Raw genomic sequence first — 25,300 nt, 5'->3', positions numbered from 1 at the left:
CAACCTGGTGGCGGCGCCGTCTGATTTCGACGCTGACAGTTATGGCGATGGCGCCGAATCGTGAACCAGTGCCATCCTCCACCACGCGCCGCGGTCTCCTCGCCGGCGCCCTCGCCGCCGGCGTCGGCGGACTCACGCTGACCGGCGCTCGAGAGCTGCTCGGCCAGTTCGCACCGCTCTCGGGAACCGCCTGGGATGCGGCCGACAGGTCGCTCTCCGAGCGCGTTGCGAGCCCCTACGGCGAGGCGACCGTTCGCTACGACGAGTACGGAGTGCCGAGCATCGAGGCCGACGAAGATCCCGCAGCCTACTTCGCCGTCGGCTACGTCCAAGCGTTCGACCGGCTCGCCCAGCTCGACCTGCAACGGCGGGTCATGCGAGGGCAGGTGTCGGAGCTGGCCGGCGAGGGAACCCTCGAGGACGACGAGTTCCACATCGCGATGGACTTCGCGGGCGCGGCCGAGGCGACCTGGGAACGCGTCACCGAGACGCCCGCGGGACCGCTCGTCGAGGCCTACGCCGACGGCGTCAACGCGGCCATCGAGGGCGAGGGGTTGCCCCTCGAGTTCGAGCTCCTGGGGTACGAACCCGAGCCCTGGACGCCCGTCGATTCGATGCTGATGGAAAAACAGATCTCCTGGGACCTGACCGGAAACTTCGGCGAACTCCGGCGCGCGCTGATCGCCGACCGACTCGGCGAGGACGTCCTCGAGGAGCTGTTCCCCGAGCGACTGGATCACGACGTGCCGATCCTGCGCGAGTCGGTCGAGGCGGAGACCCTCGAGGAGAGGGCAGTCGTCGGCTCCGTCTCGGGCGGAGACGCTCTCGACCCGGCACTGACCGACTGGCTCTCGCAGTTCGAGTCCCCTACGGGTGTCGGCTCGAACAGCTGGGTCGTTTCCGGCGAGCACACCGAGAGCGGCCGCCCGATCGTCGCCTACGACCCCCACCTGACGCTGATGACGCCGCCGCTGTGGTACGAACAGCACGTCGAAACCCCCGAGACCTCCGTTCGGGGCGCGACGTTTCCGGGCGTCCCCTTCGCCATCGCCGGCGCGAACGACCGCGGGACGTGGTCCTTTACGAACGTCGGCGCGGACGTCCTCGATTGCTACACCTACGAGATCGACGACGACGGCGAGCGCTACCGCTACGACGGGGAGTGGCGCGAGTTCGACCGCGAGGAGCGAGAGATCGCCGTCGCGGGCGGCGACGATCGGACCCTCGAGGTCAGGAAAACCGTCCACGGACCGGTCCTCGAGCGGGAGGGTCGAACCGTCGGCGTCGCCTGGACCGGCCATACGGCCACGCGGACGACGGAGGCGATCTACGAGTACGAACGCAGCGACGGCCTCGAGGAGCTGCTCGAGGCCACGCGAAAGTTCGACCTGCCGACCCAGAACCTCGTCTACGCCGACGCCGACGGGCGGACGCTGTACTACGCGACGGGGCAGCTCCCGATCCGGGAGGTCGACGGGGAGGTCGTCTCGGGGAATCGCATCTTCGACGGCTCCGCGGGCGAGGGCGAGTGGGACGGGTTCGAACCGTTCGGGGAGTCGTCCTGGGAGGGGTTCGTTCCCTTCGAGGAGAAACCCCACGCGATCGATCCCGACGTTCTCGCGACGGCCAACCAGCGGGTCGTCGACGAGCCGAACTACTACGTCGGGGTCGACTACGCCACCCCCTACCGGGGCGCCCGGATCTACGACCGTCTCGACGACGCCGTCGAGTCCGGCGAGCCGACCGACCTCGAGTTCCACCGGGAGCTACAGAACGACGTCTACGACGGCCGGGCCGAACAGCTGGTGCCCGAACTGCTCGAGGCGCTCGAGGAGCGACTCGAGAACGAGGACGAACCCGAAAGCGGGAACGGGCTCGAGGACGCTCGCGAGACCCTCGGGGACTGGAACTACGGGATGGACGCCGACTCTCGCGGCGCGCTCCTCTTCGCCCGCTGGATGGACCGCTTTCGGCGACTGGTCGTCGAACCGGAGTTCGAGGAGGCCGACCTCGACGAGTCGTACTACCCCGACGACTGGGTAATCGCGACGCTTCCCGCCGACAGCCGGTTCTTCGATGACCGTTCGCGGGACGAGACGATGGTCGCCGCGCTCGAGGACGCCCTCGCCGAGATCGACGAGGCGGGGTGGGAGACCTACGGCGACTGGAACTCGACGCGGGTCATCGAACACCCCTTCGGCGCGGAGGCGCCGTTCCTGAACTATCCGGAACTGCCCGCAGACGGCTCGCGGGCGACGGTGAAAAACTACCGCGTTGGCTCGGCGATCGGCGCGAGCTGGCGGATGGTCGTCGAGCCCGGGGGCGACGCAACCGCGGTCCTGCCGGGCGGGAACTCGGGCGACTACTTCTCCGACCACTACCATGACCAGCTCGAGAGCTGGCTCGCCAACGACCAGACGCCGATGGATCGAACGCTCGACGACGAGGACGACCCCGACGTCGTCTTCGAGGAGGGAGCGTCGTGACCGCGACCGATCGGAGCGACGGAGACGCGGGCGGCGACCGCGAGCGGACGATCGACGCCGCGCTCGAGCGCGTCCGCACCGAACCGCGATCGCACTGGCTCGCCGTCCTCGTCGTCGTCCCGGTCGGCCTCTTCCTCGCGTGGCTCCACTGGCTCGGTCTCGTCGTCGCCGGGGCGCTCGTGGGGTTCATCTCGCCGACGGTCTGGCACGGGCTCGCCGGCTCCCTCGGGTTCGGCGTCCTCGTTCTGGTGGCCTTCGCGATCGGACTCGGCGATTCGGCCTGGCGCGTCCTCGAGATGACGCCCGCCGTCTACGTCACGGTCGCGAGCGCGCTTGGGCTACCCGCGCTGGGTGCGCTGTTCCGGGGCGTCGTCTGATCTCAACGGTTGTCGGTAGCTAGTCGGACGCTTTCTTCACGCAACGGTGCAGTCACGGCGAGTGCGGCTTCACGCACGAGGACAACCGTGATGGTGACGAGTTCGAGTGCCAGAAGTGTAGAAAGAAATTGCACGCCGACTATAATGCCGCCCGGAATATCGGGTGGCGTCTTGTCCAGCACTGGCTCAAGTCTGGTGCTGGACGGGCCACCAGTCAACTGGCCCTCAAGTCAGGGACGCTGAACGCGAATGGCGATTACACGCCTTCCGCCTTGTGCGGGTAGAGCGGGAGTCCACTGACAAGCCTCGGGGTCGTTCGGAAGATCTTCGATCTTCCGTGACTGAGCGGAGCTTCGCTCCGCGATGTCCGCGAGACCTTCGGTCTCGCTTGATGACGAGACGCCAAAGGCGTCTCGAACCACTTGACCCCGAGGCGGTTGACTTGGTCGTGAAACCTGTGGTCAGTTCGAGCGAAGGTGTATCGGGGCGGCTATCGGTCTCTCCGAAATATACTGGATATCTCCTGCATCCGTACTTCTCGTGTAGATCAGTTCGTATCCTCGCTCGCGGCTGCCACAGCTCGTTGGCAATCGACCCGCTCGTGGACCGGGACGGTCGTGGTGAAAGGGGAACGCTCGCCTACGGTAGCGCCTTCCGGAGGTCCTCGCGGAGGTCCTCGGCGTCTTCGAGGCCGACGGATACCCGGACCAACGTCTCGGGGATCTCCGCTGAATCCTCGCTCCGACTGAACTCGTCGGGGAGCATTAGTGACGGGACCTCGACGAGGCTCTCGACCCCGCCGAGACTGGCTCCCGGCGTGAATATCTCAAGTCCGTCGATGAACGCCTCGAGTTCGATGAGTGTGCCGTCAAACTCGAAGGACAACATTCCGCTGTACCCCGACATCTGCTCACTCGCGAGATCGTGTTGCGGGTGGCTCTCGAGACCCGGATAGTAGACACGAGCCACACGGTCGTGGCTTTCGAGGAACCGGGCAACTGCCGTCGCGTTCTTCTCGTGGTGTTCCATCCGCGCGGGCAGCGTCTTGATGCCCCGTGCAACGAGGTAGCAGTCGAACGGCGAAAGCATATTTCCGAGCCCGACCCGCTGTGCGAACGCTAACTGCTCGAAAACCTCACCGTCGTCGGTGATAACGGCACCGCCGATCGAGTCGGAGTGCCCGTTGAGATACTTGGTGGTGCTGTGGACGACGACGTCGGCACCCAGCTCGAGTGGGGATTGGTAGTACGGACTCGCAAAGGTACTGTCCACGCCGAACAGGGTATCGTGGTCGTGGGCAACGTCGGCTATCGCCTGGATATCGCACAACCTTATTAAGGGGTTCGACGGTGTTTCCGCCCAGATCAAGTCGGTATCCGCGTTGACCGCATCGGCGACGTTGTCGGGGTCACGGGCGTCGACGAAGTCGATGTCAACGTCGAGATGTCCGGCCACGTGCTCCGTGAGCAGTTTTTCGGTTCCACTGTAGATGGTGTCCGAGGAGACGACGTGGCCGCCCGGAGGGACCAGCGACAGCATCGTCGTCGATGTGGCGGCCATTCCGGAGGCGAACGCCAACCCGTGCTCGCCGCCTTCGAGGCGGGCTAACTGCTCCTCGAGGGCTGCCCGCGTCGGATTGCTCTCGCGCGAATAGTCGTGTTCGTTGGCGTCCTCCCCGCTGACCCACTCGAACGTCGTCGAAAGGTGGATCGGCGGGACGACGTCGTTCGTTCCATCCCTGTAAGGATGCGGTTCGGTTTCAGCTGCGCCGACTGCGATAGTTGCGAATCGCTTCTTGTCGGATCGGCTGTCGTGCCGTGTCATAGGAATAAGCTCAGTTGCGAAAAGGTAGGTGTGAAGTTCCCGGCGAGGGTGGCCAGAACCCCAAACCCGACTCGGACGTGGGTCAGCGAGTCGTCGGTTGCTACCCGTCGTCTGCTGTAAGGGGAAGCGTCTTGTTCGTGTGGACGAGTGAATCGGCTTGATGTATTTTGTCACGTTCCGCCTCGCTCCGGGTGAGTAAGATGCGGAAGTCGTTGGACGCAGTCGAATCGTTTGGAGCGGACGCGGACCACAAACGCGCGAAACAGCGGTGGACGGAGTGGTACGATGCGTACGAAGTCACCGTTACGGAAGTTGTTGAGACGTATGGGAGCGGGTTCGGTGACGACGCGACCCCACTCGTGTAGGGGGATCACCGACTGGTTTGATTGACTACTGTGGCATCCGGAAAGGAGTAGGCGGAAGACCGCGGTCAATCGCGGTCGAACACGTTCTTGATTCGCGAGACGATGCCATCGTCGTCGTCATTCCGGTTCGTCTCCCGATCGTTGTGTTCGTCCGCCATAGCCATCGTGTCAGTACACGATGATCGAACTAAAAAATGACGGCGGGACGGGACGTCGTCGTTTGCCGATCCACGTACTGTTTTGCCGTCCCGTCGAGTACGGGCCGCCATGGAGTACACCACCCTCGGTTCGACCGGGATGGAGGTCAGTCGGCTCTGTCTGGGCTGTATGAGCTTCGGCTCGAGCGACTGGCGCGAGTGGGTCTTGGAGGAAGAGGAGAGCCACGAGATCATCGACCGCGCGATCGACCTCGGGATCAACTTCTTCGACACGGCCAACCTCTACTCGAAGGGCGAGTCCGAGCGAATCCTCGGGAACGCGCTCGAGGGCCGCCGGGAGGAATCCGTCGTCGCGACGAAGGGGTACTTCCGGATGCGCGAGGACGACCCGAACTCGGGCGGGCTATCCCGAAAGGGGATCGAACAGGAACTCGCGGCCAGCCGCGAGCGGCTGGGGATGGACACGATCGACCTCTACCAGATCCACCGCTGGGACGACGACACGCCGATCGAGACGACGATGCGGGCTCTCGACGACGCCGTCCGCCGCGGCCACGCCCGCTACGTCGGCGCCTCGTCGATGTGGACTCATCAGTTCGCCGACGCCCTCCACACCAGCGACCGGCTGGGACTCGAGCGCTTCGCGACGATGCAGAACCACTACAACCTCGTGTATCGGGAGGAGGAACGCGAGATGTTGCCCTTCTGCGACCAGGAGGACGTCGGCGTGATGCCGTGGTCGCCGCTCGCGCGGGGCTACCTCACGCGTCCCCACGAGGAGATCGACGCGACGACCCGCGGCGAGACGGAGGAACACATGTACGAGCACCCCTACCGCGAGGGCGGCGGCCAGGAGGTAAACGAGCGCGTCGCCGAGATCGCGGCCCAGGAAGGGGCGACGATGGCCCAGATCGCGCTCGCGTGGCTGTTGCACAAGGAGTGGGTCGACGCCCCGATCATCGGAACCACGAGCGTCGAACACTTAGAACAGGCCGTCGAGGCCCTCGAGATCTCGCTGTCGGCGTCGGACATCGCCTACCTCGAGGAGCCCTACGAGCCGGTGCCGGTGTCGGGGCACAACTAACCGCGGGCCCGAGAGTGAGCCGTCGTTCGGCAGCTACGCCTCGCCCACGTCCCACGGTCTCCCGGAACTGGCCGTTCTGGGCGAGGATCGGTGCTCCCGCCTCCAAGCGGCGAGCACCGATTACCGTCGGCCGATGGTACTGTCCTGTGGTCTAACTGAGTCGCAGGCGGGTGGAACGGTCGGTGGTTCCGCGCGGAACGGCGCTAGCTCATAAAGAGTCGCCGTCCCGCACGTTCGTGGCGCATCCCCATGATTTCGGCTAACGGCGCGAACGAGGACATCGCCGCGATCTCGTCCTCGAGGTGGTGCTCGCAGATCGTCTCGACCACCGGCTGGAGATCCTCGAGCGCGGCCTGGATCTCCGTGTGGCCGAACCGCCCGAGTCGCTGGGCGGCACCCAGCAGCCCCGTCACGAACGAGTAGGCGTGAGCGAGGCAGGCCTCGAGTCGCGAGAGACCACGACGCTGTGCGACGACGCCGAAGACGACGGGGTAGTGACCGGGGGTCGAGCCGTCCTCGATCGCCTCGGCAAGGGTCGACGGGAGTTCGTCGACGTCCGTCTCCGCCGTTTCCGCAAGCAGCAGCTCGCAAAGTTTCGCCCCAGCCTTCGTCGAACTCTCGCGGAACTCCGCGGGCATCGTCACCGCGTGGAGTCGTTCGTCGACCGCGAGCAACCGCTCGGCGTCGCCGTCGGCGCTCGCGGCGTGGGTGTTCGCGACCGCGACCGTTTCGCAGGGCCCGACGAGCCGCCGCAGGTAGGCCGCGATCAGCGCCCGGAGGTCCTCGCCGTCCTCGATCCGATCCTCGTTGATGTACTGCTCGAGGCCGTAGGAGGCGGTGTAGCTCCCAACCGGGAGAAACGAGTCCGAGAGCCGCAGCGCGGAGAGAAAGGCGTCGGCGTCAGTGCTCATGGTGGTCGTGGGCGTGATCGGACGCGTGGCTGTGATCGTGGTCGTTGCCGTGGGTGTGTCCGTGATCAGTATCGTGAGCGCGGTCGGGATCCCCGCCGTGGCTGTGGTCGTGCTCGCGGTCCACACCACCCTCGAGCTCCGTCACGAACAGATCGGCCTCGACAGTCGTCTCTCGGACCTCGGCGCCGGGAACGACGTCGGCGACCACCCGCTCGACGATGTGGCAGTCGGCCTCGAGGGGGACGTAGACGACGCCGTCCTCGACCGCCAGATCCCAGTGCTGGTTGCCGACCCGGTGGCCGAGTTCGACCGCGGCCTCCATTGCGTCAGCGGTCGGATCCGGCAGCTCGACCGCCAGCGCGTCGCGGGGCTCGAACGAGACGAGGACCATGCGCTCGTCGTCGACGAGCAGGACGTCCCCGACCGAGACGGCGGGCCGATCGAGGACGACGCCGACGTCGGTCCCCGCGTCGGTGGTCGCCCGGAACCGCGACCGCCGACGGTCGCCGGCGTCGATCACGACCCGCTCGAGCGTGCCGTTGGCGGCGTGGTCGTCCCGCAGCGCGGCGAGTTCGTCGTCGGCGTGGACGTTGCCGACGACGCCGTCGATCCGCTCCATCAGTACCGGCGGTCGGCTGGCGCGCCGACCCCCAGGAGCTCCCGTCTCGTCTCGTCCCACGCCGCCCGGAGCGCGCCCGTGACGTCGGCCTCGCGGTGGCCGAGCAGGCGGACGACGGCGCCCGCCTCGCAGGGCAGCGCCGAGACGCCGGTGTGAACGCCTCGGTCACACTCGTCCTCGAACTCCGCGAGGCACTCGCGAACTGAGGCGACGAGCGTCGCCGTCTCGACGCTCGCGGGTCCGTCGGCGCCGTCCGTGCCATCCCCATCCGCCCCGTCGCTCGGAGCGAAGACGTACAGCGAGCCGACGACGCCGTACTCGCCGACGCTGGCCGGATCCCGCGGATCGCGTTCCGCGGGCCGCAGGTCGACCGCGTCCGCACAGACCAGCCGATCGCCGCGGCGGGCCTCGACCCGCGAGTGGTAGTGGTCGAAGCTAAAGGACTCGTGGTCGCTCAAGCCGTCGGGGACGAGGACGTCCGCGACGATCGCGACCGCGCCGTCGGCGAGTTCGACCGACACCGTCTGCAGGCAGCGGGCGTCCTCGTTGACGATCGTCGGCCCGGGGACGTACTCGAGGAGGCTCCCCGCCTCGACGCTCAATGCGGCGTCGAGATGGGCGTAGTTGGCGTCCATGCTGTGGACCTTCGTCGCGCTCTGAGTCGTCACGTGCGCGCGAGCGCCCGACCGCGCCTCGAGGAGCATTCGGTGGCGATCGCCCTGTGCGACCCCGCCGGTGGGTTCCTGGGCGACCAGCGTCGCCAGGCCGGGCACGGGATCGGTGTCGAGGGTGCCGGTGTGGTGGTAGGGCACCTCGGCGCGGTCGCGGACGAGCCGCGTCGGTCCCTCGCCCGTGCGGGCGAACGTCGCCTCGAGCAGCCCGTTCTTGCCCGGTCCCGCCGCCGGCGCCTGGGCGAGCGGTTCGTCCGCGTAGGTTTCGAACGCCGGCGGGAGCCGGGCGGTCTCGGTTCCGTCCGCCGCGCTCACGCGAACAGCACCTCCCGCTCGACGTGCTCGAGCACCTCGTCGACGCCGGTGCCGTCCTTGCAGTTGGTGAAGACGAACGGGTCGTCGCCGCGCACGTCGCCCGCGTCGGCCTCGATCACCTCGAGGTCGGCGTCGACGTGGGGCGCGAGGTCGGTCTTGTTGACGACTAGCAGGTCGGCCTGAGTGACTCCGGGACCACGTTTGCGGGGGATGTCCTCCCCCTCAGCGACGGAGATGATAAACAGGAAGTAGTCCGCCAGCTCGGGGTTGAAGGTGGCTGCGAGATTGTCGCCGCCGCTCTCGACGAGGACGACGTCGAGCTCGGGGTGGCGCTCGGTGAACTCGTCGATCGCCGCGAGGTTCATCGAGGGATCCTCGCGGATCCCCGTGTGCGGGCAGGCGCCGGTTTCGACGCCCTCCACGAGGTCTTCGGGGAGGAGGTCGGCGAACGACTCCCGGAAGACGTCGGCGTCCTCCTGGGTCATGATGTCGTTGGCGATGACGCCGACCTCGTACCCCTCCGCGACGAGTTCGGGGACCAGACGCTTGACCAGGGCCGTCTTCCCGGAGCCGACGGGACCGCCGAGGCCGACCTTCGCGACGTCGCGGTACCCCATCAGTCGTCACCCTCCGTGGGTTCCGGTCCGCCGCCGGTCTCGTGGGCCTCGCTGCCCTCGCTCTCGCCCGGCTTGCCCGCCTCGCCGACCGCGAGCTCCTCGCCCGGCCCGGGGTCGACCGTCTCGAGCTGCTCCCGGCTGTCGGCCCGGATCGGGTCGTGGACCGTCACGAGCTTGGTGCCGTCGGGGAAGACGGGCTCGACCTGGATCATCTCGACCAGCTCGGGCACGCCGTCCATCACGTCCTCGCGGGTGAGCAGCTGGGTCGCCTCCGACCGAATCCGCGAGACCGACTTCCCCTCGCGGGCGGCCTCGCAACACCAGTCGGAGACGTACGCGACCGTCTCGGGGTGGTTGAGCTTCACGCCCCGCTCCTTTCGCCGTCGGGCGAGCTCGGCGGCCATGAAGACTGTCAGCCGCTCCATCTCCTTTGGCGAGAGATTCACGTGGGGTTCACCCTACATTCGTCGGTCGGGTTCGGTTCTCGAGTCGGTTCGGCGCGGATCGTCGGCGTCGTGTCGCGTTCGTGCATGGGTTCAAAGCAGGTATCGCTGTGCGAGCGGGACCTCGTCGGCCGGCTCGCAGGTGACGTGTTCGCCGTCCACTTCGACTTCGAACGTCTGGGCGTCGATCTCGATGTCGTCGGGACAGTGGTCGTTGTGCAGCATATCCGACTTTCTGACGGAGCGCGTGCCGCTGACGGGACGGACGGGCGTCCGCAGGTCGTAGGCGTCGCCGACCTCGTTCTCGTAGGCTGCCTCGCTGACGAACGAGACCGAGAGGCCGTGTTTCGCTCGACCCTGCGCCCCGGCCCGTTCCCGTCCGATGACCGGTTCGCAGGTCATCAGCGAGCCGTTGGCTTCGCCCATCTGGGACCAGACCGGGAAGCCGCCCTTGATGACGGCCTTCGGTTTGACGCCGAAGAACGCGGGGTCCCACAGCGCGATGTCGGCGAGCTTGCCCGGCTCGAGCGAGCCGACGTAGTCGTCGATCCCCGCCGTGATCGCCGGGTTGATCGTGTACTTGGCGACGTAGCGCTCGATGCGGGCGTTGTCCGCGTCGGTCCCCTCGTCGGCCTCGAGCGGTCCGCGCTGGGCCTTCATCTTGTGGGCCGTCTGCCAGGTGCGGGAGACGAGTTCGGCCATCCGCCCCATCGCCTGGGAGTCCGTCGTCATCATCGAGATGGCGCCCGTGTCGTGGAGGACGTCCTCGGCGCCGAGCGTCTCAGCGCGGATGCGCGACTCGGCGAAGGCGACGTCCTCGGGGACGTCGGGATTGAGGTGGTGACAGACCATCACCATATCCAGGTGCTCGTCGAACGTGTTCTCCGTGTAGGGCATCGAGGGGTTCGTCGACGAGGGCAGCATGTGCTCGTGGCCGATCAGCTCGAGGACGTCGGGCGCGTGGCCGCCGCCGGCGCCCTCGATGTGGAAGGTGTGGATCGCCCGCCCGTCGATGGCCTCGAACGTGTCCTCGACGAAACCCGACTCGTTCAGGGTGTCCGTGTGGATACAGACCTGGACGTCTTCGTCGTCGGCGACGTCGAGGCAGGTGTCGATCGCCGCGGGGGTCGAACCCCAGTCCTCGTGGAGTTTGAGGCCGCAGGCGCCGGCCTCGATCTGCTCGCACAGTCCCTCGGGCTGGCTGGCGTTCCCCTTCCCGTAGAAGCCGACGTTGACGGGCCAGTCCTCGGCAGCCTGCAGGAATCGCTTGACGTTCTCCGGCCCGGGGGTACAGGTCGTCGCCCCGCCGCCGAACCCCCCTCCGAGCATCGTCGTGACGCCCGAGCCGAGCGCGTGGTCGACCAGCTGCGGGCTGTTGAAGTGGACGTGGATGTCCAGCGCCCCGGGCGTCGCGATCAGGCCGTCGGCGGGGATGGTGTCGGTGCTCGGCCCGATCACCATGTCGACGCCGTCCATCGCGTCGGGGTTGCCGGCCTTGCCGACGCCGACGATTTTCCCGTTTCGGACCCCGATGTCGCCCTTACAGACGCCGAGCACGGGGTCGACGATCACGACGTTCGTGAAGGCCCAGTCGAGGGCGCCCTCGGCCTGCGTCGTCCCCGGCTGCATCCCCATCCCGTCGCGCATCGTCTTCCCGCCGCCGAAGACGGCTTCCTCGCCGAGCGTCCCGTAGTCGGTCTCGATCCTCGCCAGCAGGTTCGTATCGCCCAGCCGGACGCGATCGCCCTCGGTCGCCCCGAACAGATCCGTGTACTCGCGTCGTGAGAGTTCGCGGCTCATGGCTCGTCGTTCCCCGCCACCGAATCCTCTGCGTCGATCCCGAGGAATCCCCGTTCCCGAGCCCGCTCGAGCGCGCGCTCCCGAACGTCCTCGTCGTCCAGCGGTCCGTCGACCAGCCCGCTCATCCCGCGGACGATCCGGTCGCCGCCGATCGCGACGAGTTCGACCTCCCGCTCCCGGCCCGGTTCGAATCGAACCGCCGTTCCGGCCGGCACGTTCAGCCGGAACCCGTACGACCGTTCCCGGTCGAACCGCAGTCCCGGGTTGACCTCGAAGAAGTGAAAGTGCGAGCCGACCTGTACCGGTCGATCCCCGGTGTTCTCGGCCGTGACGGTCGTCGTCTCCCGACCTTCGTTGATTCGAACCGGCTCGTCGGCCGGCAACAACTCGCCGGGGACGATCCCGCTCATCGATCGATCACCGCGACGCTCGAGCGTTCGTTCATTACGCCGCCCTTCGAAAGGCGGGGACCTAATGGACGCTGTTACAACAATATTTGCAGCACCAACCTGCTTGGCCAGAATTTCGAATAATATTAAACCGTTTGACCATCTGTGCGCCGACTACTGAGAGAAAACTGGACAGTTCCGAACGGGGTCGAGCGCCGTCGGTCACTCCGCGCCGAGAGCCGTCTCGAACGCGGGGAGATTGATCTCGCGCATCTGGCCGAGGTAGTCGCCGTACCCGGCTTCCTGCCAGTCCTCGATGGTGCTCTCGGCGGGCGAAACCATCAGGGTGTCCTCGACGCTGTCGGCCTCCTCGGCGATCGTCTCGGCGAGGCGGTCGCCGTCGAAGTAGTCCCAGAGGACGTACTCGATCCCCTCGGCCTCGAGGAAGGCGACGGTGTCGGCGATCTCCTCGCTCGAGGGTTCGGCGTCGGGCGAGAGCCCCACCGGAGTCCGGATCTCGAAGCCGTAGCGCTCGCCGAGGTACTGAAACGAGTCGTGGCCGGCGAGCACGACGGCGTCGTGTTCGCGCTCCGAGAGGCGTTCGTTGTACGCCTCGTGGAGCTCCTCGAGTTCCTCGACGTAGGCCGCTGCGTTCTCCTCGTAGGTCGCCTCGTTGTCGGGATCGAGATGGGTGAGTCCGTCGCGGACGTTCTCGACGCCGCGCTGGGCGAGGACGGGGTCGGCGAAGAACTTGGCGTCGTACTCGCCGTGGCTGTGATCGTGGCCGTGGCCGTCGTCGTCCGCGTGGTCGCCGTGATCGTGGTGGTGCTCGCCAACCTCGGTCTTGAGCGTCGGCGGCTCGTAGACGACCTCGTCGTCTTCGCGCACCTCAAAGATGAGTTCGGCGAAACCGTCGTCGGCGCCTCGAAGGATCACCGAATCGCCGTCGACGTCGTACTCGAGGAACGCGTCGACGTCGTCACCTTCGGCCCGGACGCCGAGGGTGTACTCGTCGCCGAGGGGAATCTCCTCGCCGTCGTCGTCCTCGACGAGTGCGGTCAGCGCCCGCTCCTCGTCGAGCGGGAGCGCCAACGGATCGTGGTGCCAGTGGCCGCCGTGGGCGTACGCGACCGTCCCGCCGTCCTCGAGCAGGGTGAACTCGCCGACGCCGAGTTCTTCGACGCGGTCGTCCTCGCCGTGACCGTGGCCGTGGTCGTGATCGTCGTCGTACTCGAGCAGGTCGATCCCCGCGAGGGCGTCGATCAGCGCGAGGCCGGACTCGGCCTCGAGTTCGGGGACGGCGTCGTCGACCCAGTGCTGGAACCCCTCGGCGTCGAGGTAGACGAAGGCGTCGGCCTCAGCGATCTCGGGGACGAGCGTCGACGGCGGCTCCCAGCCGTGGCCGTGTTCGCCGTCGGGGACGGCGTTCTCGACCGTCGCTCCGTCGCCGGCGACCGCGGCGGTGAACTCCGCGAGTGTAAAGAACGACGCGTACAGGTCGTCGTCCGGCGCGTCGTCGTCGCCTGCCGGTTCGTCCAGACAGCCGGCGAGAGCGGCCGAACAGCACCCACCCGCCGCACCCAGCACGTCGCGTCGTCCGTAGTTCATCGATACCCTTGCTCGCCACCGGTTCCTCATAGATCCCTCGTCTCGGGTAATACTGCTCAAAACGGCCGTTGGACTGGGTTTCGATGGCGGTAGTCGTATTCGATGTTCGTCCAGAACTCGCTGAAGCCGACGGCTCGAACGTCGGCAGCGTTCGGTACAGAGTTTCGCCTCGTCGAGGGCTCTCTCTGCTGCTCGGAGGAACCCGACGGAAATCCTGAATCCGGACGAGCCCGCGTCCAAAATTTGATGGTCGTAGCCTGATTGCCACTCAAGATAACGTCTGTCCAATGTTATATCATCATTACCGACGACTACCCATCGGGGGAGACGTTGTACTGTTGGCAGGGAACGTTTTTATATCAGTAGCGGAGTCCGACGAACAGAGATGTTATCTGGACAAATGTCACCCGAATTCGGTTTTTTGGTTGATGGACTAGCATATTTGGCAAGCCAGGATGCGTGTTCGGAGGAGTGTTCGTGACCGAACGGTCGCTTACCCGACGCTCGATGCTCGCGGCCAGCTCGGCCGGTGCACTGGCGGCCACCGCTGGCTGCGTCGGCGAGGGCGCCGTCCTGGGGATGCAAGACGGCGGCACGAACCCGACAGCGGCCGTTCTCGAGGACCGATCCGGAACGTTCGCGCTGACGGGCACGGCGAAGTACCGGACGACGAAGCTCGCGATCGAGGAGATCAACCGCGACGGGGGGATCCTCGGCGAGGAGCTCGAGGTCTTCGCGCCCGATCCGCAGTCGGACAACATGCGCTACCAGGATTTGGCCCGTCACGCGATTTACCAGGAGGACGCCGACGTGTTGTGGGCGGGCTACTCGAGCGCGACCCGAGAGGCGATCCGGCCACTGATCAACGAACACGAGCAGCTGTACTTCTACACCACCCAGTACGAGGGCGGGGTCTGCGACAAGACCGTCTTCCCGCTGGGTGCGACGGCCCGCCAACAGCTCGGCGCCGTCGTCCCCCACATGATCGAGACGTACGGCGACGAGATCTACACGGTCGCCGCGGACTACAACTTCGGCCAGCTCTCGGGGGACTGGGTGAAGATCATCGCCGAGGAACACGGCGCCGAGGTCGTCGGCGAGGAGTACATCCCGCTCGAGGAGTCCCAGTTCGGCTCGACGATCAACAACATCCAGTCGGCGGAGCCGGACTTCGTGATGTCGATGCTCGTCGGCCAGGATCACTCGGCGTTCTACGAGCAGCGCCTGGCCAGCGGGCTCACCGACGTCCCGATCGGCACCTCGACGAACATGGCCCAGGAGCGCGAACACCTGCGGATCGATCCGCCCGCCCTGGAGGACGTCTACGCCGGCGTCAACTACATGGAGGAGCTGCCGACCGACCGCAACGAGGACTTCGTCGAGCGCTACTACGAACGGTGGGACGACGCGGAGTACATCAACCAGGAAGCCCAGAACAACTACTTCTCGGTCTACCTCTACAAGGAGGCCGTCGAACGCGCGGGGACGTTCGAGCAGGCGGCCGTGATCGAGGCTCTCGAGTCGGGGCTCGAGGTCGAAGCCCCGGAAGGCGAGATCAGACTCGACCCCGAGACACACCACGTGGAACACAACATGCGCGTCGCACACGCCGACGAGAATCACGACATCAGCTTCGACGAACCGCGAACAATCGAGCCGGTCTTCCTTCAGGAGGTCGGCTGCGATCTGACGAGCGAGGCGGAACAGACCCAGTACGAACCCGACGCGTTCTACGAGGAGGCCTGAGATGGCGGGCGCAGGACTGCTGAACTTCGGCTTCGAGTTCGTCGAGATCTTCGCGTTCATCGTGCTGGCGACGGTTGGACTGGCGGTGATCTTCGGCATGATGGGGATCATCAACCTCGCCCACGGCGAGTTCATCCTCGTCGGCGCGTACGCGACGACGTTCGCGTTCGCCGCCGGCGTTCCGCTGCCGCTTGCGATGCTCACCGGCGTCGCCCTGACGGCGATCTACGGGCTCGTCCTCGAGCGCCTGATCATCCGCCACCTCTACGGGCGGCTGCTCGACTCGATGGTCGTCACCTGGGGGATCAGCCTCGTGATGATCCAGCTCACGCGGATCGTCTTCGGCAACACCGCACCGGGGATCGGGATTCCGTTCGGTCAGCTGCCGATCGTCGACGGTCCCGTCTACTACCTCGTCCTCGCGGTCGTCGCGGTCGGGGTGCTCGGCGGGCTGTACGCGCTGTTCATGTGGACCGACTTCGGGATCCGCGCCCGCGCGACGATGCAGGACGAGGCGACCGCGCGCAGCATGGGCGTCGACACCGACCGGATGTACATGTCGACGTTCGCCGTCGGCTCCGGACTGGCGGGCCTCGCGGGGGCGCTGTACGCGCCCGTGATGACGATCACGCCCGAGTACGGCACCGGCTTCCTGATCGAGGCGTTCGTCGCGGTCGTCGTCGGCGGCGCCTCCGTTCTCGTGGGAACCGTCCTCGCCAGCGGCCTCCTCGGGACGGTCAACGCCGCGGTGACGAACGTCGCCGGCACCTTCATGGGACAGGTCGCGATGCTGATCGCCGCAATCGTCGCCATCCGCCTGATGCCCGACGGAATCACGGGACTGCTCGCCGACTGGCGGGAGAACCGAGGTGAGAGCCAGTGAGCGTCGGGTCGGGCGACGGTCCCTTCGCCGCGCTCCGCCGACCGTTCGAGGGGCCGAACACGATGGGCAACTCTCCGGCGTTCTGGCTCGGCCTCGCAGTCGCCGTCGCGGTCCTCGCAGCGATGCCCGTTCTCTTCGGGCTCTACGCCGCGGAGGTCGGCGCGGTGTTTCTCGCCTACGCCCTGCTCGGGATGAGCCTCGCGTTCATCTGGGGCTACTGCGGCATCCTCAGTTTCGGACAAGTCGCCTTCTTCGGCGTCGCTGGCTACGCGTTCGGGATCGTCGCGATCAACGCCGCGACGCTGACCGGGCTGACGGTCGCCCTCATCGCGTCGATCGCCGTCTCGACGGTTTTCGCGGCGGCCCTCGGTTACTTCATGTTCTACGGCGGGGTGCGGGACGTCTACGTGACGATCCTCACGCTCGTCGTCGCGCTGGTGTTGTACACGTTCATGGGTCAGACCGCGGGCGGCGAGTGGGCGATCGGCGACGCCCGGCTGGGCGGGTTCAACGGGATGAGCGGCGTTCCGGATCTCGCCGTCGGCGTCGGCTCGACCGGGGTCGAGATCGGACTGCTCGGCCACTACTACGTGACGCTGGGAGCGCTCGTGGCGACCTACCTCGGGCTGCGCGCGCTCGTCAACAGCCAGTTCGGCTACGCGATGGTCGCGACCCGCGAGGACGAGGATCGGACGGCGATGTTCGGGTACGACACGACGTTCATCAAGCTCGTCGTCTTCACGATCGGCGGAGCGATCGCCGGGCTCGGCGGCGTGCTGTTTACCACGCAGAACAACTACGTCGACCCGAGCGTTTTCGGTATCACCGCGGCCGCACTGCCGGTCGTCTGGGCCAGCGTCGGCGGCCGAACCTCGCTGCTCGGCACCGTTGGCGCCGCGCTCGCGATCCAGTTCGTCGACTACCGACTCGCGCTCTCGGGCAGCGAGTGGGCGCTGGTGCTGATCGGCTCGCTACTGGTGTTCGTCGTCCTCCTCATGCCGGAGGGGGTCGCCCCGCGGCTCCACGAGTACGTCCTCGAGTACCGCGAGGACGCCGATCCGTCACCCGTTCCGCGGGAGCCGCCCGCTGCCACCGAGGAGGTGAGCGACTGATGGCGACGAGCGATCCCAGCGTCAAAACCACGCCGGCGGTCGACGAAACCGGCGCGGACTCCTCGCGGATCCTCCGGACGCGCGGGCTGCGCAAGGAGTTCGGCGGACTCACCGCGACCGACGATGTCGACTTCGCCCTCGAGGCGGGTGAGTTGCGCTGTCTCATCGGTCCCAACGGTGCCGGCAAGAGCACGTTCCTCAACCTGCTCACGGGCCAGCTCGATCCCACGGCCGGTGAGATCTACTACGACGGCGCCGACATCACGGGGCTCCCATCCCACGAGCGGGTCGGACGCGGAATCAGCATGAAGTTCCAGGTTCCGAGCGTCTACGAGGGGCTGACCGTGGCCCAGAACCTGCGGATCCCGCTCCAGCAGGTCGTCGAACCCGACGCGTTCGACGCCCGCACGCGCGAGATCCTCGAGCGCTTCGACCTGTTCGACCAGTGGGAGACCGTCGCCGGAGAGCTCTCTCACGGCCAGCAACAACGCCTCGAGATCGGGATGGCGATGGCGATGGAGCCGAAACTCATGCTGCTCGACGAGCCCGTTGCCGGGCTCTCCGTCGAGGAGACCGCGGATATCGCCGAGCTCCTCCGAGAGATCGCCGACGACGACGGCGTCGCCCTGATCGTCATCGAACACGACATCGACTTCGTCGAAACGATCGCGGATCGCGTCACGGTCCTCGATGGGGGCTCGATCTTCCGGGAGGGCCCCATCGAGGAGATCAAGGCCGATCCCGAAGTGAAGCGGATCTACCTGGGGGAGGATCACTGATGCTCGAACTTACCGACCTGCACGCGTCGTACGGCAAGACACCGATTCTCCGCGGCGTCGACGTCGGTGTCGACGAAGGAGAGATCGTCGGGATCATGGGGAAAAACGGCGTCGGCAAGACGACGCTCGTCAAGGCCGTCATGGGCCTGCTCGATGTCGACGAGGGACGCATCCGCTTCGACGGGGCCGACGTCACCGACGAGCCGGCCGACGTCCGGGCTCGTCGCGGGATGGGCTACATCCCGCAGGGACGGGACGTCTTCCCGGAGCTGACCGTCGCTGAGAACCTGCGGATCGGCGAGACGATCAACGAAGGCGACGACCGACTGCAGTACGAGGCCGTCTACGACTACTTCCCGATCCTCGAGGAGCGCCGCGACCAGGCGGCCGGGACGATGAGCGGCGGTCAGCGACAGATGCTCGCGATCGGGCGCGCGCTCGTCGGGAACCCCGATCTCCTCCTGCTCGACGAACCCTCCGAGGGGGTCCAGCCCTCGATCGTCCAGGACGTCACGCGGGACCTGAAACGGGTCAACGAGGAGCTCGGGACGACGATCCTCTTCGTCGAACAGAACCTCCACGTCGTTCAGAACCTCGCCGAACGCTGCTACGCCATCGACAAGGGGACGATCGTCGACGAGCTCGAGGGCGACCGGCTCGAGTCGAGGGAAGCGGTGACGGAGTACCTCGCGGTCTGAGTCGTTTTCCCCGTCGAGGATGCGATCGCGAGGTCGATATGAACACCGTTTGTAAAGACGCGAGCGACACCGTCCGAGTTCCGTCCGAACTCGAGGGAGATCGGCTCGGATGCTCGAGGACGGGCTACTCACAGAGGAGGACGGGGTGGGCTGTACGCGCCCGAAAAGTTGGAGTGAGCGTTAGCAGTCTTCCTCGTCCGTGGGCTCCGGTTCTTCCTCGGGACAGTCCTCGTCGTCGGACCTCGTCTCTTCGGTCTTCGCCTCGGTCCCGTCCTCGTCATCCGGACAGTCGTCGTCCTGCTTGACGTCCTTCTCGTCGTCGCGATCCTTCTCGTCCTCGTCATCCGGCTCCGCTTTTTCGGGATCGTCGTCCCGTTCTTCTTCCTCTGGCTCTTCGTCTTCCGGCTCTTCTTCTGCGGGATCGTCGTCAGGCTCGTCTTCGTCTTCGCCGTCTTCAGGATCCTCGTCTTCCCCGTCGTAGTCTCGAACAATGGTTACCATCGCGGAAACTACACCTTGCGCCGGATCCTCCTCGGGGCACTCGTGCATCGGCAACCTCACGGTGACCGTTTCTCCCGGCGCGAGCAGGCCCGTAGAATCGACCGAACCAACGCCTTCTACGGTAGCTGCGTAGTATACGTTGATCTCCTCGTCGTCGGTCAGGTTTTCGGCCTCGACCTCGACGAAGCAGTGGTCCCGGTCGTCTTCGCGCGTTGCTCTGTAGTACTCAGCCGACGACAGCTCGAGCTTGGATTCGAGGTCCACGTCATCTCTGTCGTGGAGTTCGGCTACGTACTCGTACTCGAACTCGACGTCCTGAGACACCGGTTCGTCGTCCTCGTCCTCCGCCGGGTCCGCCTCGTCGTATTCGCCGGAATCGTAGGCGGGATCGTCGGCGACCGTATCGTCGGTCCGATCGACGACGTCCCCGCTCGGTGCGACTAGCCCCAGCGTGTTCGGTTCTTCTGCATTGATACGACCGTTGTCGTGATCCGCGATCTGAACGTCGGCCTCGACGTCGTCGATCTGCGTCGACTGGAACCCCGTCCAGACCGACAGCTGTTGTTCCGGCGCGATCGTGGTCCCCGAATCGAACCTATCGATCTGATCCTGGTCGAGGTTCATCCCCCAGTGCATCTCGTACGCACCGAGGTCGACCGCTTCCTCGCCGACGTTCTCGAGGATGACGACGTCCTCGATCGGATACACGTTGGCGATCTCGACCGGAATCGAGTCATCTGCACCTACTGTCGAGCTCAGTCCTGCGGCCCCCAGGACTGCCCCCGTACCCGCCACGAATTTTCGTCGGTTTAGCTCCATGTCCGTTCCCAAGGCTGTCTCCAACTATTGTATTAATTGTGTAAAATAAGCACACTGAACGGTGTTTATCCCGATTGGGAAATAAATATACAAATAAGAGTGTTATATCCTCACAGCTAGACGGACTCGGGCGCGTCCGGAAGGTATCGGGGCTCGCCCGCCGCTTCGACGAGACCCCCTGGTATCGCCACCGTCCGGTCTTCGGAGCCGTGAGACGCGTTCCTTCGGTGATCCAGGTTCGTCGTTCCGTCGACCTCGAGGCGTCGTAGCGAGGCTCCGCCCTCGAGCCGAAATCCGTTTCGTCAGGAGAACCGCGCGGCGACGTCGGCCTCGGTGATGATCCCGACCGTCTCGCCGGCCTCGGTGATCATCACCGCCTTGTAGTGCTCGAGCAGGTTGCTGATCTCGTCTAACGTCGCGTCCTTCGAGACGGTCGGGAAGCTCTCGCTCATGTGCTGTTCGATCGGCTCGTCGCGGGCTTCGGAGTCGAGGTGGACGAGATCGCTCTGGCTGATCGACCCGACCGGAATGCCGTCCTGGATCACCGCGAGCTGGGAGTAGGCCTCCTCCTCCATCTTGCGGGCGGCTTCGGCGACCGCCTCGTCGGGGGCGACGCTGACGACCGCCTCGTTCATCAGATCCTCGGCGCGGACGACGTCGCTCTCGGCCGTCTCGAGGGCGTTGACGATTCGCCGAAGCGTCGAGAGGCGGGGATCGACGTCGCCGCCCTCGATCCGAGCGATCAGCGGCTGGGAGACCTCGGCGGTCTCGGCGAGTTCGCTCTGGGTCAACCCGAGTTCGGTGCGGCGCTGGCGCAGGTCCGCTGGCGTCGGCAGCTCCATACGACCCAATAACTACGGGTTATAGAAAGGTGTTTGGGTGGGCCGGCTCGCTACTCGTCCTCGGCCGTCTCGACGATCTCGACGACCGACAGCGGAACGTCACGCAGGGCGCCGCCGACCTCGCTCTTTGCGATCCGGGAGGCGTGTTCCTCGCTATCGGCGTTGTACACTTCCATCTCGAGGGCCAGTCCGACGAGCGCGGTGTCGGCTGCAACGAACGCCGAGTCGAACGGTTCGCCACAGGCCGGACAGCCCGTCGCGCCGACCTCGACCTCGACGTACTCGAGGCCCTCGCTGTTGAGCCGCTTTCCGGCTTCGCTGACCGCGACGCCGATCGCGTCGTCGATCTCGTCGACGTCACGAACCAACCACGCTGCTTCCATCCCGACGAGGTAGTTTCCCATACCGGATGGTCGGCCCGGGGGGTTTCCTGCTTTGCGATTCCGACCGCGGCGCGCACGCGAAGCCGATAATGCGCATAAGTTACGAGAAACGACCGGGTCGATTCGAACCTGGATAGTCGAATCTCGGTCGGGAGACAGCCGAAGTTGCTCCAGGCACAAGCTAGCTTTAATCGCAAGACAGCGTCGACCTCGTTCTACACTACCGATCGTTACACTCTCTTCCGAGCAAGAACACTTATATACTCCCTCGATCTCCCAACGCGTGAACGTCGATGAAATCCCGCGCGTACCACGCGACGCTGTTCGCACTGTACCAGCTCTGCATTGTCGTCGGCATCCTCGCGATGCCGCTCGCAATGGCGACCCGACAGGTCGGCTACACCCTCCCGCTGCACCGGCTGATCGAGAACGTCGGCGAGGCGTACGACGACGTCCGCCAGGAGTGAACTGAGAGCTCGTTTTCCGCCCATCCGCGACGACCCGACCCGCTCTCGAGCGACGGCGCCGTACGGACCGTCGGTAGCGGAAACGAGGGTTGTTACCGCCGATGTTTTATATGGTCCCGGCCGTAACCTTCGGTCAATGCGTACGCCTACTCACGACTCGGACTTTTCCCGAACGAGCAGTCAGCTGTCGGCCGAGATGAACCCATACGAGCCCGAACTCGGCTCGCTGCCACAGAACGACATCTCGGCGTCCGATCTCGACAACGTCAACAAGACCGGAACGACGACGATCGGCATCACGACCGCCGACGGCGTCGTCATCGCGACGGACATGCGCGCCAGCCTCGGCGGCCGGTTCGTCTCGAACAAGAACGTCCAGAAGGTCGAACAGATCCACCCGACCGCCGCGCTGACGATGGTCGGCAGCGTCGGGGGCGCCCAGTCGTTCATCAAGAGCCTCCGCGCCGAGGTCAACCTCAACGAGGCCCGTCGCGGCGAGGTCATGAGCATCGACGCGCTCGCGACGCTCGCGGGGAACTTCGCCCGCGGCGGTCCGTTCTTCGCCATCCACCCGATCCTGGGCGGCGTCGACGAGGAGGGCAGCCACGTCTACAGCATCGACCCCGCAGGCGGCGTCATGGAGGACGACTACACGGTCACCGGCTCCGGGATGCAGCTGGCCTACGGTCACCTAGAGCAGGCCTACGACGACGACATGTCCAACGAGGAGGCCAAGACGGTCGCCGCCCGCGGCATCAAGTCCGCTGCAGAGCGCGACACCGGATCCGGGAACGGCGTCTTCCTCTGTGAGATCACCGACGAGGGCGTCGAGATCGAGGGCCACCACGACTTCGACGAAGTCATATAACGCGGCCGCCGTTCCGTTCTTTCGCTCTTTTCGGCCGCAAGCGTCGCGTCTATCGCGTCCGTCGAACCCTCGGTCGGGACGGCCGATGCAGTTCCGGAGGCTGCGACCGTCCTCGAATCCGACCGTCAACACGGGCGGTCACCAGGCCGACGACGTTCCCGGCGAGACGATCGACTCCTCGGAAGGATAGCAGACGTGCCGGGTCTCGCGTTGGCGAGGTACTGTCCGTGGACGCGTCTCTGTGGGAGACAGTGCTCCGCGAGGAACCGCCGAAAACGACGGCCGAAGCGATTCGACGCACCGAGTTTCAGGACGCTACTGATCGGGCGAAAACGACGTTGCGCAGTCTACCGGTTTAATCCGTCTGTTGAGTCGCCTCGACCTCGGCGCCGGCCGCCTCACGCTCCGCGAGGCCGACGGTTTCGATGCGCTGTGCCCGCCCGGTCTCGCTCGAGCGGTAGATCGCGTCGATCACGCGCTGGACGATCAGTGCCTCCTCGATCGTATTCGTCTCGGGTTCGACGCCCGCAGCGATCGTCTCGAGGAACCGGGCGTCCTGTTCCTGGTGGCCCGTCAGCGAGGCGTCGCCGGTGAGATCGACGTCGGCGTAGTGGTCGCAGCCGGCCGTACCGGCCTCGAGGATCTCCATGTCGGTCGAACCGATATCGAACTGGGCACCCGCGTCGGTGCCCCGAACCCGGAAGTCCATGCTCGGCTCGCGGTTCGTCGCCCAGGCGGCCTCGAGCGAGATCGTTCGGCCGTCCTTGCAGCGAACGAAGGCGCTGACCGAGTCGTCGACCTCGTAGGTCTCGGCGGTTCCGTCCCAGGCGTCGCCGAACCCGTCGGGGTCGGCGTAGTCGTCGTCCATCCCGAACGTCGAGCGGGCGACGCCGCTGACCTCGACGACCTCGGGAAAGTCCATCGCGTATAGCGCGAGGTCGATCGCGTGGACGCCGATGTCGAGCAGGGAGCCGCCCCCGGCCAGGTCGGGGTCGGTGAACCACGAGCCGGGGCCCGGAACGCCGCGCCGTCGAACGTAGTTCGCCTCGACGTGGGTGAGCTCGCCGAAGCGGTCGCGTTGCTCGTCGAACATCGCCATCGAGGCGGCGTGGCGGTTGTGGAAGCCGACCATGCAGATCCCGTCCGCCTCGAGTGCGGCATCGGCGATTCGCTCGGCGCTCTCGAGGGTGTGAGCGAGGGGTTTCTCGACGAGAACGTGGTTGTCGGCCTCGAGCGCGTCGACCGTGATCGGCTCGTGAAACCGGTTGGGGGTCGTCACGATAACCGCGTCGACGTCCTCGTCGACGACCAACCCCTCGTGGGTTTCGTACGTCGTCGCCCCGAACTCGGCGGCGAACGCCTCGCGCTGGTTCTCGACGAGGTCGGCACCGGCGACGACGTCGGCGCCGAATTCCTCGACGTTGCGAGCGTGGAGCTGCCCCATCCCGCCGAGGCCGACGATCCCGACGCCGATCTCGGCGTCGATCACTTGGAAACCCCCCGTTTCTCACCCGTCGATTCCGTTTCTTCCTCGAAAACCCCAAATTTCGCTGTCGTTTGCGTGCGATCCCGGTTCATATCGGAACGCGGGCAGCGATCGAGATAAGTATTGTGTCCCGAAAATGTGTACAACACGGAGTCATATACGTTTCGCTACAGTATTCGGCCGTGTGACCACCGACGAATACGAAAAGAACACCGAGATTACCGCCGTCGGTGTCGCGGCTTCGAGAAGAAACCGCCTGTTGTCACCCGTTGTCATGGCAACGAATCGGGGCTGATCGGTCCAGCTAAGGACGTCGGGACGGGAGGTTCCGCCGATGGTCGCAGTCACGATCTGGAACGAGTTCCGACACGAGCGGGAGGACGAGGACGCCGCCGCGGTCTACCCCGACGGGATCCACGAGGTCCTCGCGGGCGTCCTCGAGGACGACCACGAGGTGCGGACGGCCACCCTCGACGAGCCCGAACACGGGCTCACCGAGGACGTCCTCGAGTCAACCGACGTCCTGTTCTGGTGGGGCCACATCGCCCACGACGAGGTCGACGACGAGATCGTCGACCGCGTCCAGGAGCGCGTACTCGAGGGGATGGGGTTGATCGTTCTCCACTCCGGGCACTTCTCGAAGGTCTTCAAGCGGCTCATGGGGACGACCTGTAATCTCCAGTGGCGCGAGGACGGCGGTCGCGAGCGGCTGTGGGTCGTCGACCCCGGCCACCCGATCGCCGACGGGCTCGGGGAGTCGATCGAGCTCCCGACGACGGAGATGTACGGCGAACCCTTCGACGTCCCCGAACCCGACCGCCTCGTCTTCACGAGCTGGTTCGAGGGCGGCGAGGTGTTCCGCAGCGGCTGCTGCTACCGGCGCGGGAACGGCCGGATCTTCTACTTCCGACCGGGCCACGAGACGTACCCGATCTACGAGAACGAGGAGATCCAGCGGGTCCTCCGAAACGCGGTCGACTGGGCGAGCCCGACGGCGGGCTCGCCGCGGACGTTCGGCGAGCGCGAGTGAGGGCGCCGATGCTGGATCG

At 66.1% G+C, this 25,300-nt stretch carries 24 protein-coding genes and 2 pseudogenes; 13 read left to right on the top strand and 13 right to left on the bottom strand.

Annotated features, from left to right (window positions below; genetic code table 11):
* The first annotated feature begins 47 nt into the window (after nt 1–47).
* From ACFEMD_RS17155 to ACFEMD_RS17145, 3 genes and pseudogenes are all read left to right on the top strand, one after another.
* A complete protein-coding gene (locus ACFEMD_RS17155; RefSeq protein WP_394742463.1) occupies nt 48–2,486 on the top strand; it encodes a penicillin acylase family protein in 2,439 nt (812 codons plus the stop codon).
* Nucleotides 2,483–2,863, top strand: coding sequence for a hypothetical protein (locus ACFEMD_RS17150; protein ID WP_394742462.1), 381 nt, complete (start codon nt 2,483–2,485; stop codon nt 2,861–2,863). The genes ACFEMD_RS17155 and ACFEMD_RS17150 overlap by 4 nt, the downstream gene beginning before the upstream one ends.
* 29 nt (nt 2,864–2,892) lie before the next feature.
* Nucleotides 2,893–3,147, top strand: a pseudogene (locus ACFEMD_RS17145) (zinc ribbon domain-containing protein); the annotation flags it as partial.
* A gap of 355 nt (nt 3,148–3,502) precedes the next feature.
* Here the strand turns inward: ACFEMD_RS17145 and ACFEMD_RS17140 are convergent.
* Entirely contained in the window at nt 3,503–4,687 is a 1,185-nt protein-coding gene (locus ACFEMD_RS17140) for a trans-sulfuration enzyme family protein (protein ID WP_394742758.1), read from the bottom strand.
* Nucleotides 4,688–4,893: 206 nt separating this feature from the next.
* On the opposite strand from ACFEMD_RS17140, the pseudogene ACFEMD_RS17135 reads away from it, so the two are divergent.
* Nucleotides 4,894–5,052 (top strand): annotated as a pseudogene (locus ACFEMD_RS17135) (antibiotic biosynthesis monooxygenase); the annotation flags it as partial.
* A 267-nt stretch (nt 5,053–5,319) separates the two neighbouring features.
* The gene (locus ACFEMD_RS17130) at nt 5,320–6,294 is read left to right on the top strand and encodes an aldo/keto reductase (protein WP_394742460.1); all 975 of its coding nucleotides are present in this window, start codon (nt 5,320–5,322) and stop codon (nt 6,292–6,294) included.
* A gap of 203 nt (nt 6,295–6,497) precedes the next feature.
* On the opposite strand, the gene ACFEMD_RS17125 is transcribed toward ACFEMD_RS17130, so the two are convergent.
* From ACFEMD_RS17125 to ACFEMD_RS17090, 8 genes are all read right to left on the bottom strand, one after another.
* Complete coding sequence (locus ACFEMD_RS17125; protein WP_394742458.1) at nt 6,498–7,205, bottom strand: urease accessory protein UreF; 708 nt, start codon at nt 7,203–7,205, stop codon at nt 6,498–6,500.
* A complete protein-coding gene (gene ureE / locus ACFEMD_RS17120) occupies nt 7,195–7,824 on the bottom strand; it encodes an urease accessory protein UreE (RefSeq protein WP_394742457.1) in 630 nt (209 codons plus the stop codon). Before ureE ends, ACFEMD_RS17125 begins: the two co-directional genes overlap by 11 nt.
* Nucleotides 7,824–8,810 carry an urease accessory protein UreD gene (locus ACFEMD_RS17115; RefSeq protein ID WP_394742456.1) on the bottom strand — a complete coding sequence of 329 codons (987 nt, stop codon included), beginning with the start codon at nt 8,808–8,810 and terminating at the stop codon, nt 7,824–7,826. The genes ureE and ACFEMD_RS17115 overlap by 1 nt, the downstream gene beginning before the upstream one ends.
* Nucleotides 8,807–9,427 (bottom strand): urease accessory protein UreG, encoded by a 621-nt coding sequence (gene ureG, locus ACFEMD_RS17110; RefSeq protein WP_394742454.1) that lies wholly within the window; start codon nt 9,425–9,427, stop codon nt 8,807–8,809. Before ureG ends, ACFEMD_RS17115 begins: the two co-directional genes overlap by 4 nt.
* Nucleotides 9,427–9,873, bottom strand: coding sequence for an urease subunit gamma (locus ACFEMD_RS17105; RefSeq protein ID WP_394742453.1), 447 nt, complete (start codon nt 9,871–9,873; stop codon nt 9,427–9,429). The genes ureG and ACFEMD_RS17105 overlap by 1 nt, the downstream gene beginning before the upstream one ends.
* 90 nt (nt 9,874–9,963) lie before the next feature.
* Nucleotides 9,964–11,670, bottom strand: coding sequence for an urease subunit alpha (gene ureC, locus ACFEMD_RS17100; protein WP_394742452.1), 1,707 nt, complete (start codon nt 11,668–11,670; stop codon nt 9,964–9,966).
* Nucleotides 11,667–12,080, bottom strand: a complete 414-nt coding sequence (locus ACFEMD_RS17095) for an urease subunit beta (protein WP_394742451.1) — start codon at nt 12,078–12,080, stop codon at nt 11,667–11,669. Before ACFEMD_RS17095 ends, ureC begins: the two co-directional genes overlap by 4 nt.
* A gap of 201 nt (nt 12,081–12,281) precedes the next feature.
* Entirely contained in the window at nt 12,282–13,667 is a 1,386-nt protein-coding gene (locus ACFEMD_RS17090; protein WP_394742450.1) for a metal ABC transporter solute-binding protein, Zn/Mn family, read from the bottom strand.
* 507 nt (nt 13,668–14,174) lie between these two features.
* Here ACFEMD_RS17090 and ACFEMD_RS17085 point away from each other — a divergent pair.
* The 5 genes from ACFEMD_RS17085 to ACFEMD_RS17065 are packed head-to-tail and all read left to right on the top strand — an operon-like array spanning nt 14,175 to nt 18,885.
* Entirely contained in the window at nt 14,175–15,413 is a 1,239-nt protein-coding gene (locus tag ACFEMD_RS17085; protein ID WP_394742757.1) for an urea ABC transporter substrate-binding protein, read from the top strand.
* Nucleotide 15,414: 1 nt separating this feature from the next.
* On the top strand, nt 15,415–16,296 hold the full coding sequence (urtB, locus tag ACFEMD_RS17080) for an urea ABC transporter, permease protein UrtB (RefSeq protein ID WP_394742449.1): 882 nt from the start codon (nt 15,415–15,417) through the stop codon (nt 16,294–16,296).
* Nucleotides 16,293–17,408, top strand: coding sequence for an ABC transporter permease subunit (locus ACFEMD_RS17075; RefSeq protein WP_394742447.1), 1,116 nt, complete (start codon nt 16,293–16,295; stop codon nt 17,406–17,408). Before urtB ends, ACFEMD_RS17075 begins: the two co-directional genes overlap by 4 nt.
* Nucleotides 17,408–18,187 carry an ABC transporter ATP-binding protein gene (locus ACFEMD_RS17070; protein ID WP_394742446.1) on the top strand — a complete coding sequence of 260 codons (780 nt, stop codon included), beginning with the start codon at nt 17,408–17,410 and terminating at the stop codon, nt 18,185–18,187. Before ACFEMD_RS17075 ends, ACFEMD_RS17070 begins: the two co-directional genes overlap by 1 nt.
* Nucleotides 18,187–18,885 carry an ABC transporter ATP-binding protein gene (locus ACFEMD_RS17065; RefSeq protein ID WP_394742445.1) on the top strand — a complete coding sequence of 233 codons (699 nt, stop codon included), beginning with the start codon at nt 18,187–18,189 and terminating at the stop codon, nt 18,883–18,885. The genes ACFEMD_RS17070 and ACFEMD_RS17065 overlap by 1 nt, the downstream gene beginning before the upstream one ends.
* Before the next feature lie 180 nt (nt 18,886–19,065).
* Here ACFEMD_RS17065 and ACFEMD_RS17060 read toward each other — a convergent pair whose 3' ends face one another.
* The 3 genes from ACFEMD_RS17060 to ACFEMD_RS17050 all read right to left on the bottom strand — a co-directional run bounded on the left by ACFEMD_RS17060 (nt 19,066) and on the right by ACFEMD_RS17050 (nt 21,451).
* On the bottom strand, nt 19,066–20,181 hold the full coding sequence (locus ACFEMD_RS17060; RefSeq protein WP_394742444.1) for a hypothetical protein: 1,116 nt from the start codon (nt 20,179–20,181) through the stop codon (nt 19,066–19,068).
* Between the two features lie 326 nt (nt 20,182–20,507).
* Complete coding sequence (locus ACFEMD_RS17055) at nt 20,508–21,047, bottom strand: CBS domain-containing protein (RefSeq protein ID WP_005555689.1); 540 nt, start codon at nt 21,045–21,047, stop codon at nt 20,508–20,510.
* Between the two features lie 50 nt (nt 21,048–21,097).
* On the bottom strand, nt 21,098–21,451 hold the full coding sequence (locus tag ACFEMD_RS17050; protein WP_005555691.1) for a DUF555 domain-containing protein: 354 nt from the start codon (nt 21,449–21,451) through the stop codon (nt 21,098–21,100).
* 272 nt (nt 21,452–21,723) lie between these two features.
* Between ACFEMD_RS17050 and ACFEMD_RS17045 the strand changes: the two genes are divergently transcribed.
* On the top strand, nt 21,724–21,897 hold the full coding sequence (locus ACFEMD_RS17045) for a hypothetical protein (protein ID WP_394742443.1): 174 nt from the start codon (nt 21,724–21,726) through the stop codon (nt 21,895–21,897).
* Between the two features lie 136 nt (nt 21,898–22,033).
* Complete coding sequence (psmB, locus tag ACFEMD_RS17040) at nt 22,034–22,765, top strand: archaeal proteasome endopeptidase complex subunit beta (RefSeq protein WP_394742442.1); 732 nt, start codon at nt 22,034–22,036, stop codon at nt 22,763–22,765.
* A 355-nt stretch (nt 22,766–23,120) separates the two neighbouring features.
* Here the strand turns inward: psmB and ACFEMD_RS17035 are convergent, their stop codons facing one another.
* Nucleotides 23,121–24,254 carry a Gfo/Idh/MocA family protein gene (locus ACFEMD_RS17035; protein WP_394742440.1) on the bottom strand — a complete coding sequence of 378 codons (1,134 nt, stop codon included), beginning with the start codon at nt 24,252–24,254 and terminating at the stop codon, nt 23,121–23,123.
* A 331-nt stretch (nt 24,255–24,585) separates the two neighbouring features.
* Here ACFEMD_RS17035 and ACFEMD_RS17030 point away from each other — a divergent pair, with 331 nt between their 5' ends.
* Nucleotides 24,586–25,281 carry a ThuA domain-containing protein gene (locus tag ACFEMD_RS17030; protein ID WP_394742439.1) on the top strand — a complete coding sequence of 232 codons (696 nt, stop codon included), beginning with the start codon at nt 24,586–24,588 and terminating at the stop codon, nt 25,279–25,281.
* The last annotated feature ends 19 nt before the right edge of the window (nt 25,282–25,300 follow it).

The organism is Natronococcus roseus (assembly GCF_043677095.1).
In the GTDB taxonomy this organism is placed as follows: Archaea; Halobacteriota; Halobacteria; order Halobacteriales; family Natrialbaceae; genus Natronococcus; species Natronococcus roseus.
The sequence above is the reverse complement of the archived record's forward strand: the minus strand, read 5'-3'. Positions and strand labels throughout refer to the sequence as shown.

Coding starts and splice junctions, on each gene's coding strand:
- ACFEMD_RS17130 (WP_394742460.1), top strand. CDS start 5,320: ATGGAGTACACCACCCTCGGTTCGACCGGGATGGAGGTCAGTCGGCTC.
- ACFEMD_RS17140 (WP_394742758.1), bottom strand. CDS start 4,687: ATGACACGGCACGACAGCCGATCCGACAAGAAGCGATTCGCAACTATC.
- ACFEMD_RS17095 (WP_394742451.1), bottom strand. CDS start 12,080: ATGAGCGGGATCGTCCCCGGCGAGTTGTTGCCGGCCGACGAGCCGGTT.
- ureC (WP_394742452.1), bottom strand. CDS start 11,670: ATGAGCCGCGAACTCTCACGACGCGAGTACACGGATCTGTTCGGGGCG.
- ACFEMD_RS17045 (WP_394742443.1), top strand. CDS start 21,724: ATGAAATCCCGCGCGTACCACGCGACGCTGTTCGCACTGTACCAGCTC.
- ACFEMD_RS17125 (WP_394742458.1), bottom strand. CDS start 7,205: ATGAGCACTGACGCCGACGCCTTTCTCTCCGCGCTGCGGCTCTCGGAC.
- ACFEMD_RS17055 (WP_005555689.1), bottom strand. CDS start 21,047: ATGGAGCTGCCGACGCCAGCGGACCTGCGCCAGCGCCGCACCGAACTC.
- ureG (WP_394742454.1), bottom strand. CDS start 9,427: ATGGGGTACCGCGACGTCGCGAAGGTCGGCCTCGGCGGTCCCGTCGGC.
- ACFEMD_RS17090 (WP_394742450.1), bottom strand. CDS start 13,667: ATGAACTACGGACGACGCGACGTGCTGGGTGCGGCGGGTGGGTGCTGT.
- urtB (WP_394742449.1), top strand. CDS start 15,415: ATGGCGGGCGCAGGACTGCTGAACTTCGGCTTCGAGTTCGTCGAGATC.
- ACFEMD_RS17065 (WP_394742445.1), top strand. CDS start 18,187: ATGCTCGAACTTACCGACCTGCACGCGTCGTACGGCAAGACACCGATT.
- psmB (WP_394742442.1), top strand. CDS start 22,034: ATGCGTACGCCTACTCACGACTCGGACTTTTCCCGAACGAGCAGTCAG.
- ACFEMD_RS17155 (WP_394742463.1), top strand. CDS start 48: ATGGCGCCGAATCGTGAACCAGTGCCATCCTCCACCACGCGCCGCGGT.
- ACFEMD_RS17030 (WP_394742439.1), top strand. CDS start 24,586: ATGGTCGCAGTCACGATCTGGAACGAGTTCCGACACGAGCGGGAGGAC.
- ureE (WP_394742457.1), bottom strand. CDS start 7,824: ATGGAGCGGATCGACGGCGTCGTCGGCAACGTCCACGCCGACGACGAA.
- ACFEMD_RS17050 (WP_005555691.1), bottom strand. CDS start 21,451: ATGGGAAACTACCTCGTCGGGATGGAAGCAGCGTGGTTGGTTCGTGAC.
- ACFEMD_RS17070 (WP_394742446.1), top strand. CDS start 17,408: ATGGCGACGAGCGATCCCAGCGTCAAAACCACGCCGGCGGTCGACGAA.
- ACFEMD_RS17085 (WP_394742757.1), top strand. CDS start 14,175: ATGCTCGCGGCCAGCTCGGCCGGTGCACTGGCGGCCACCGCTGGCTGC.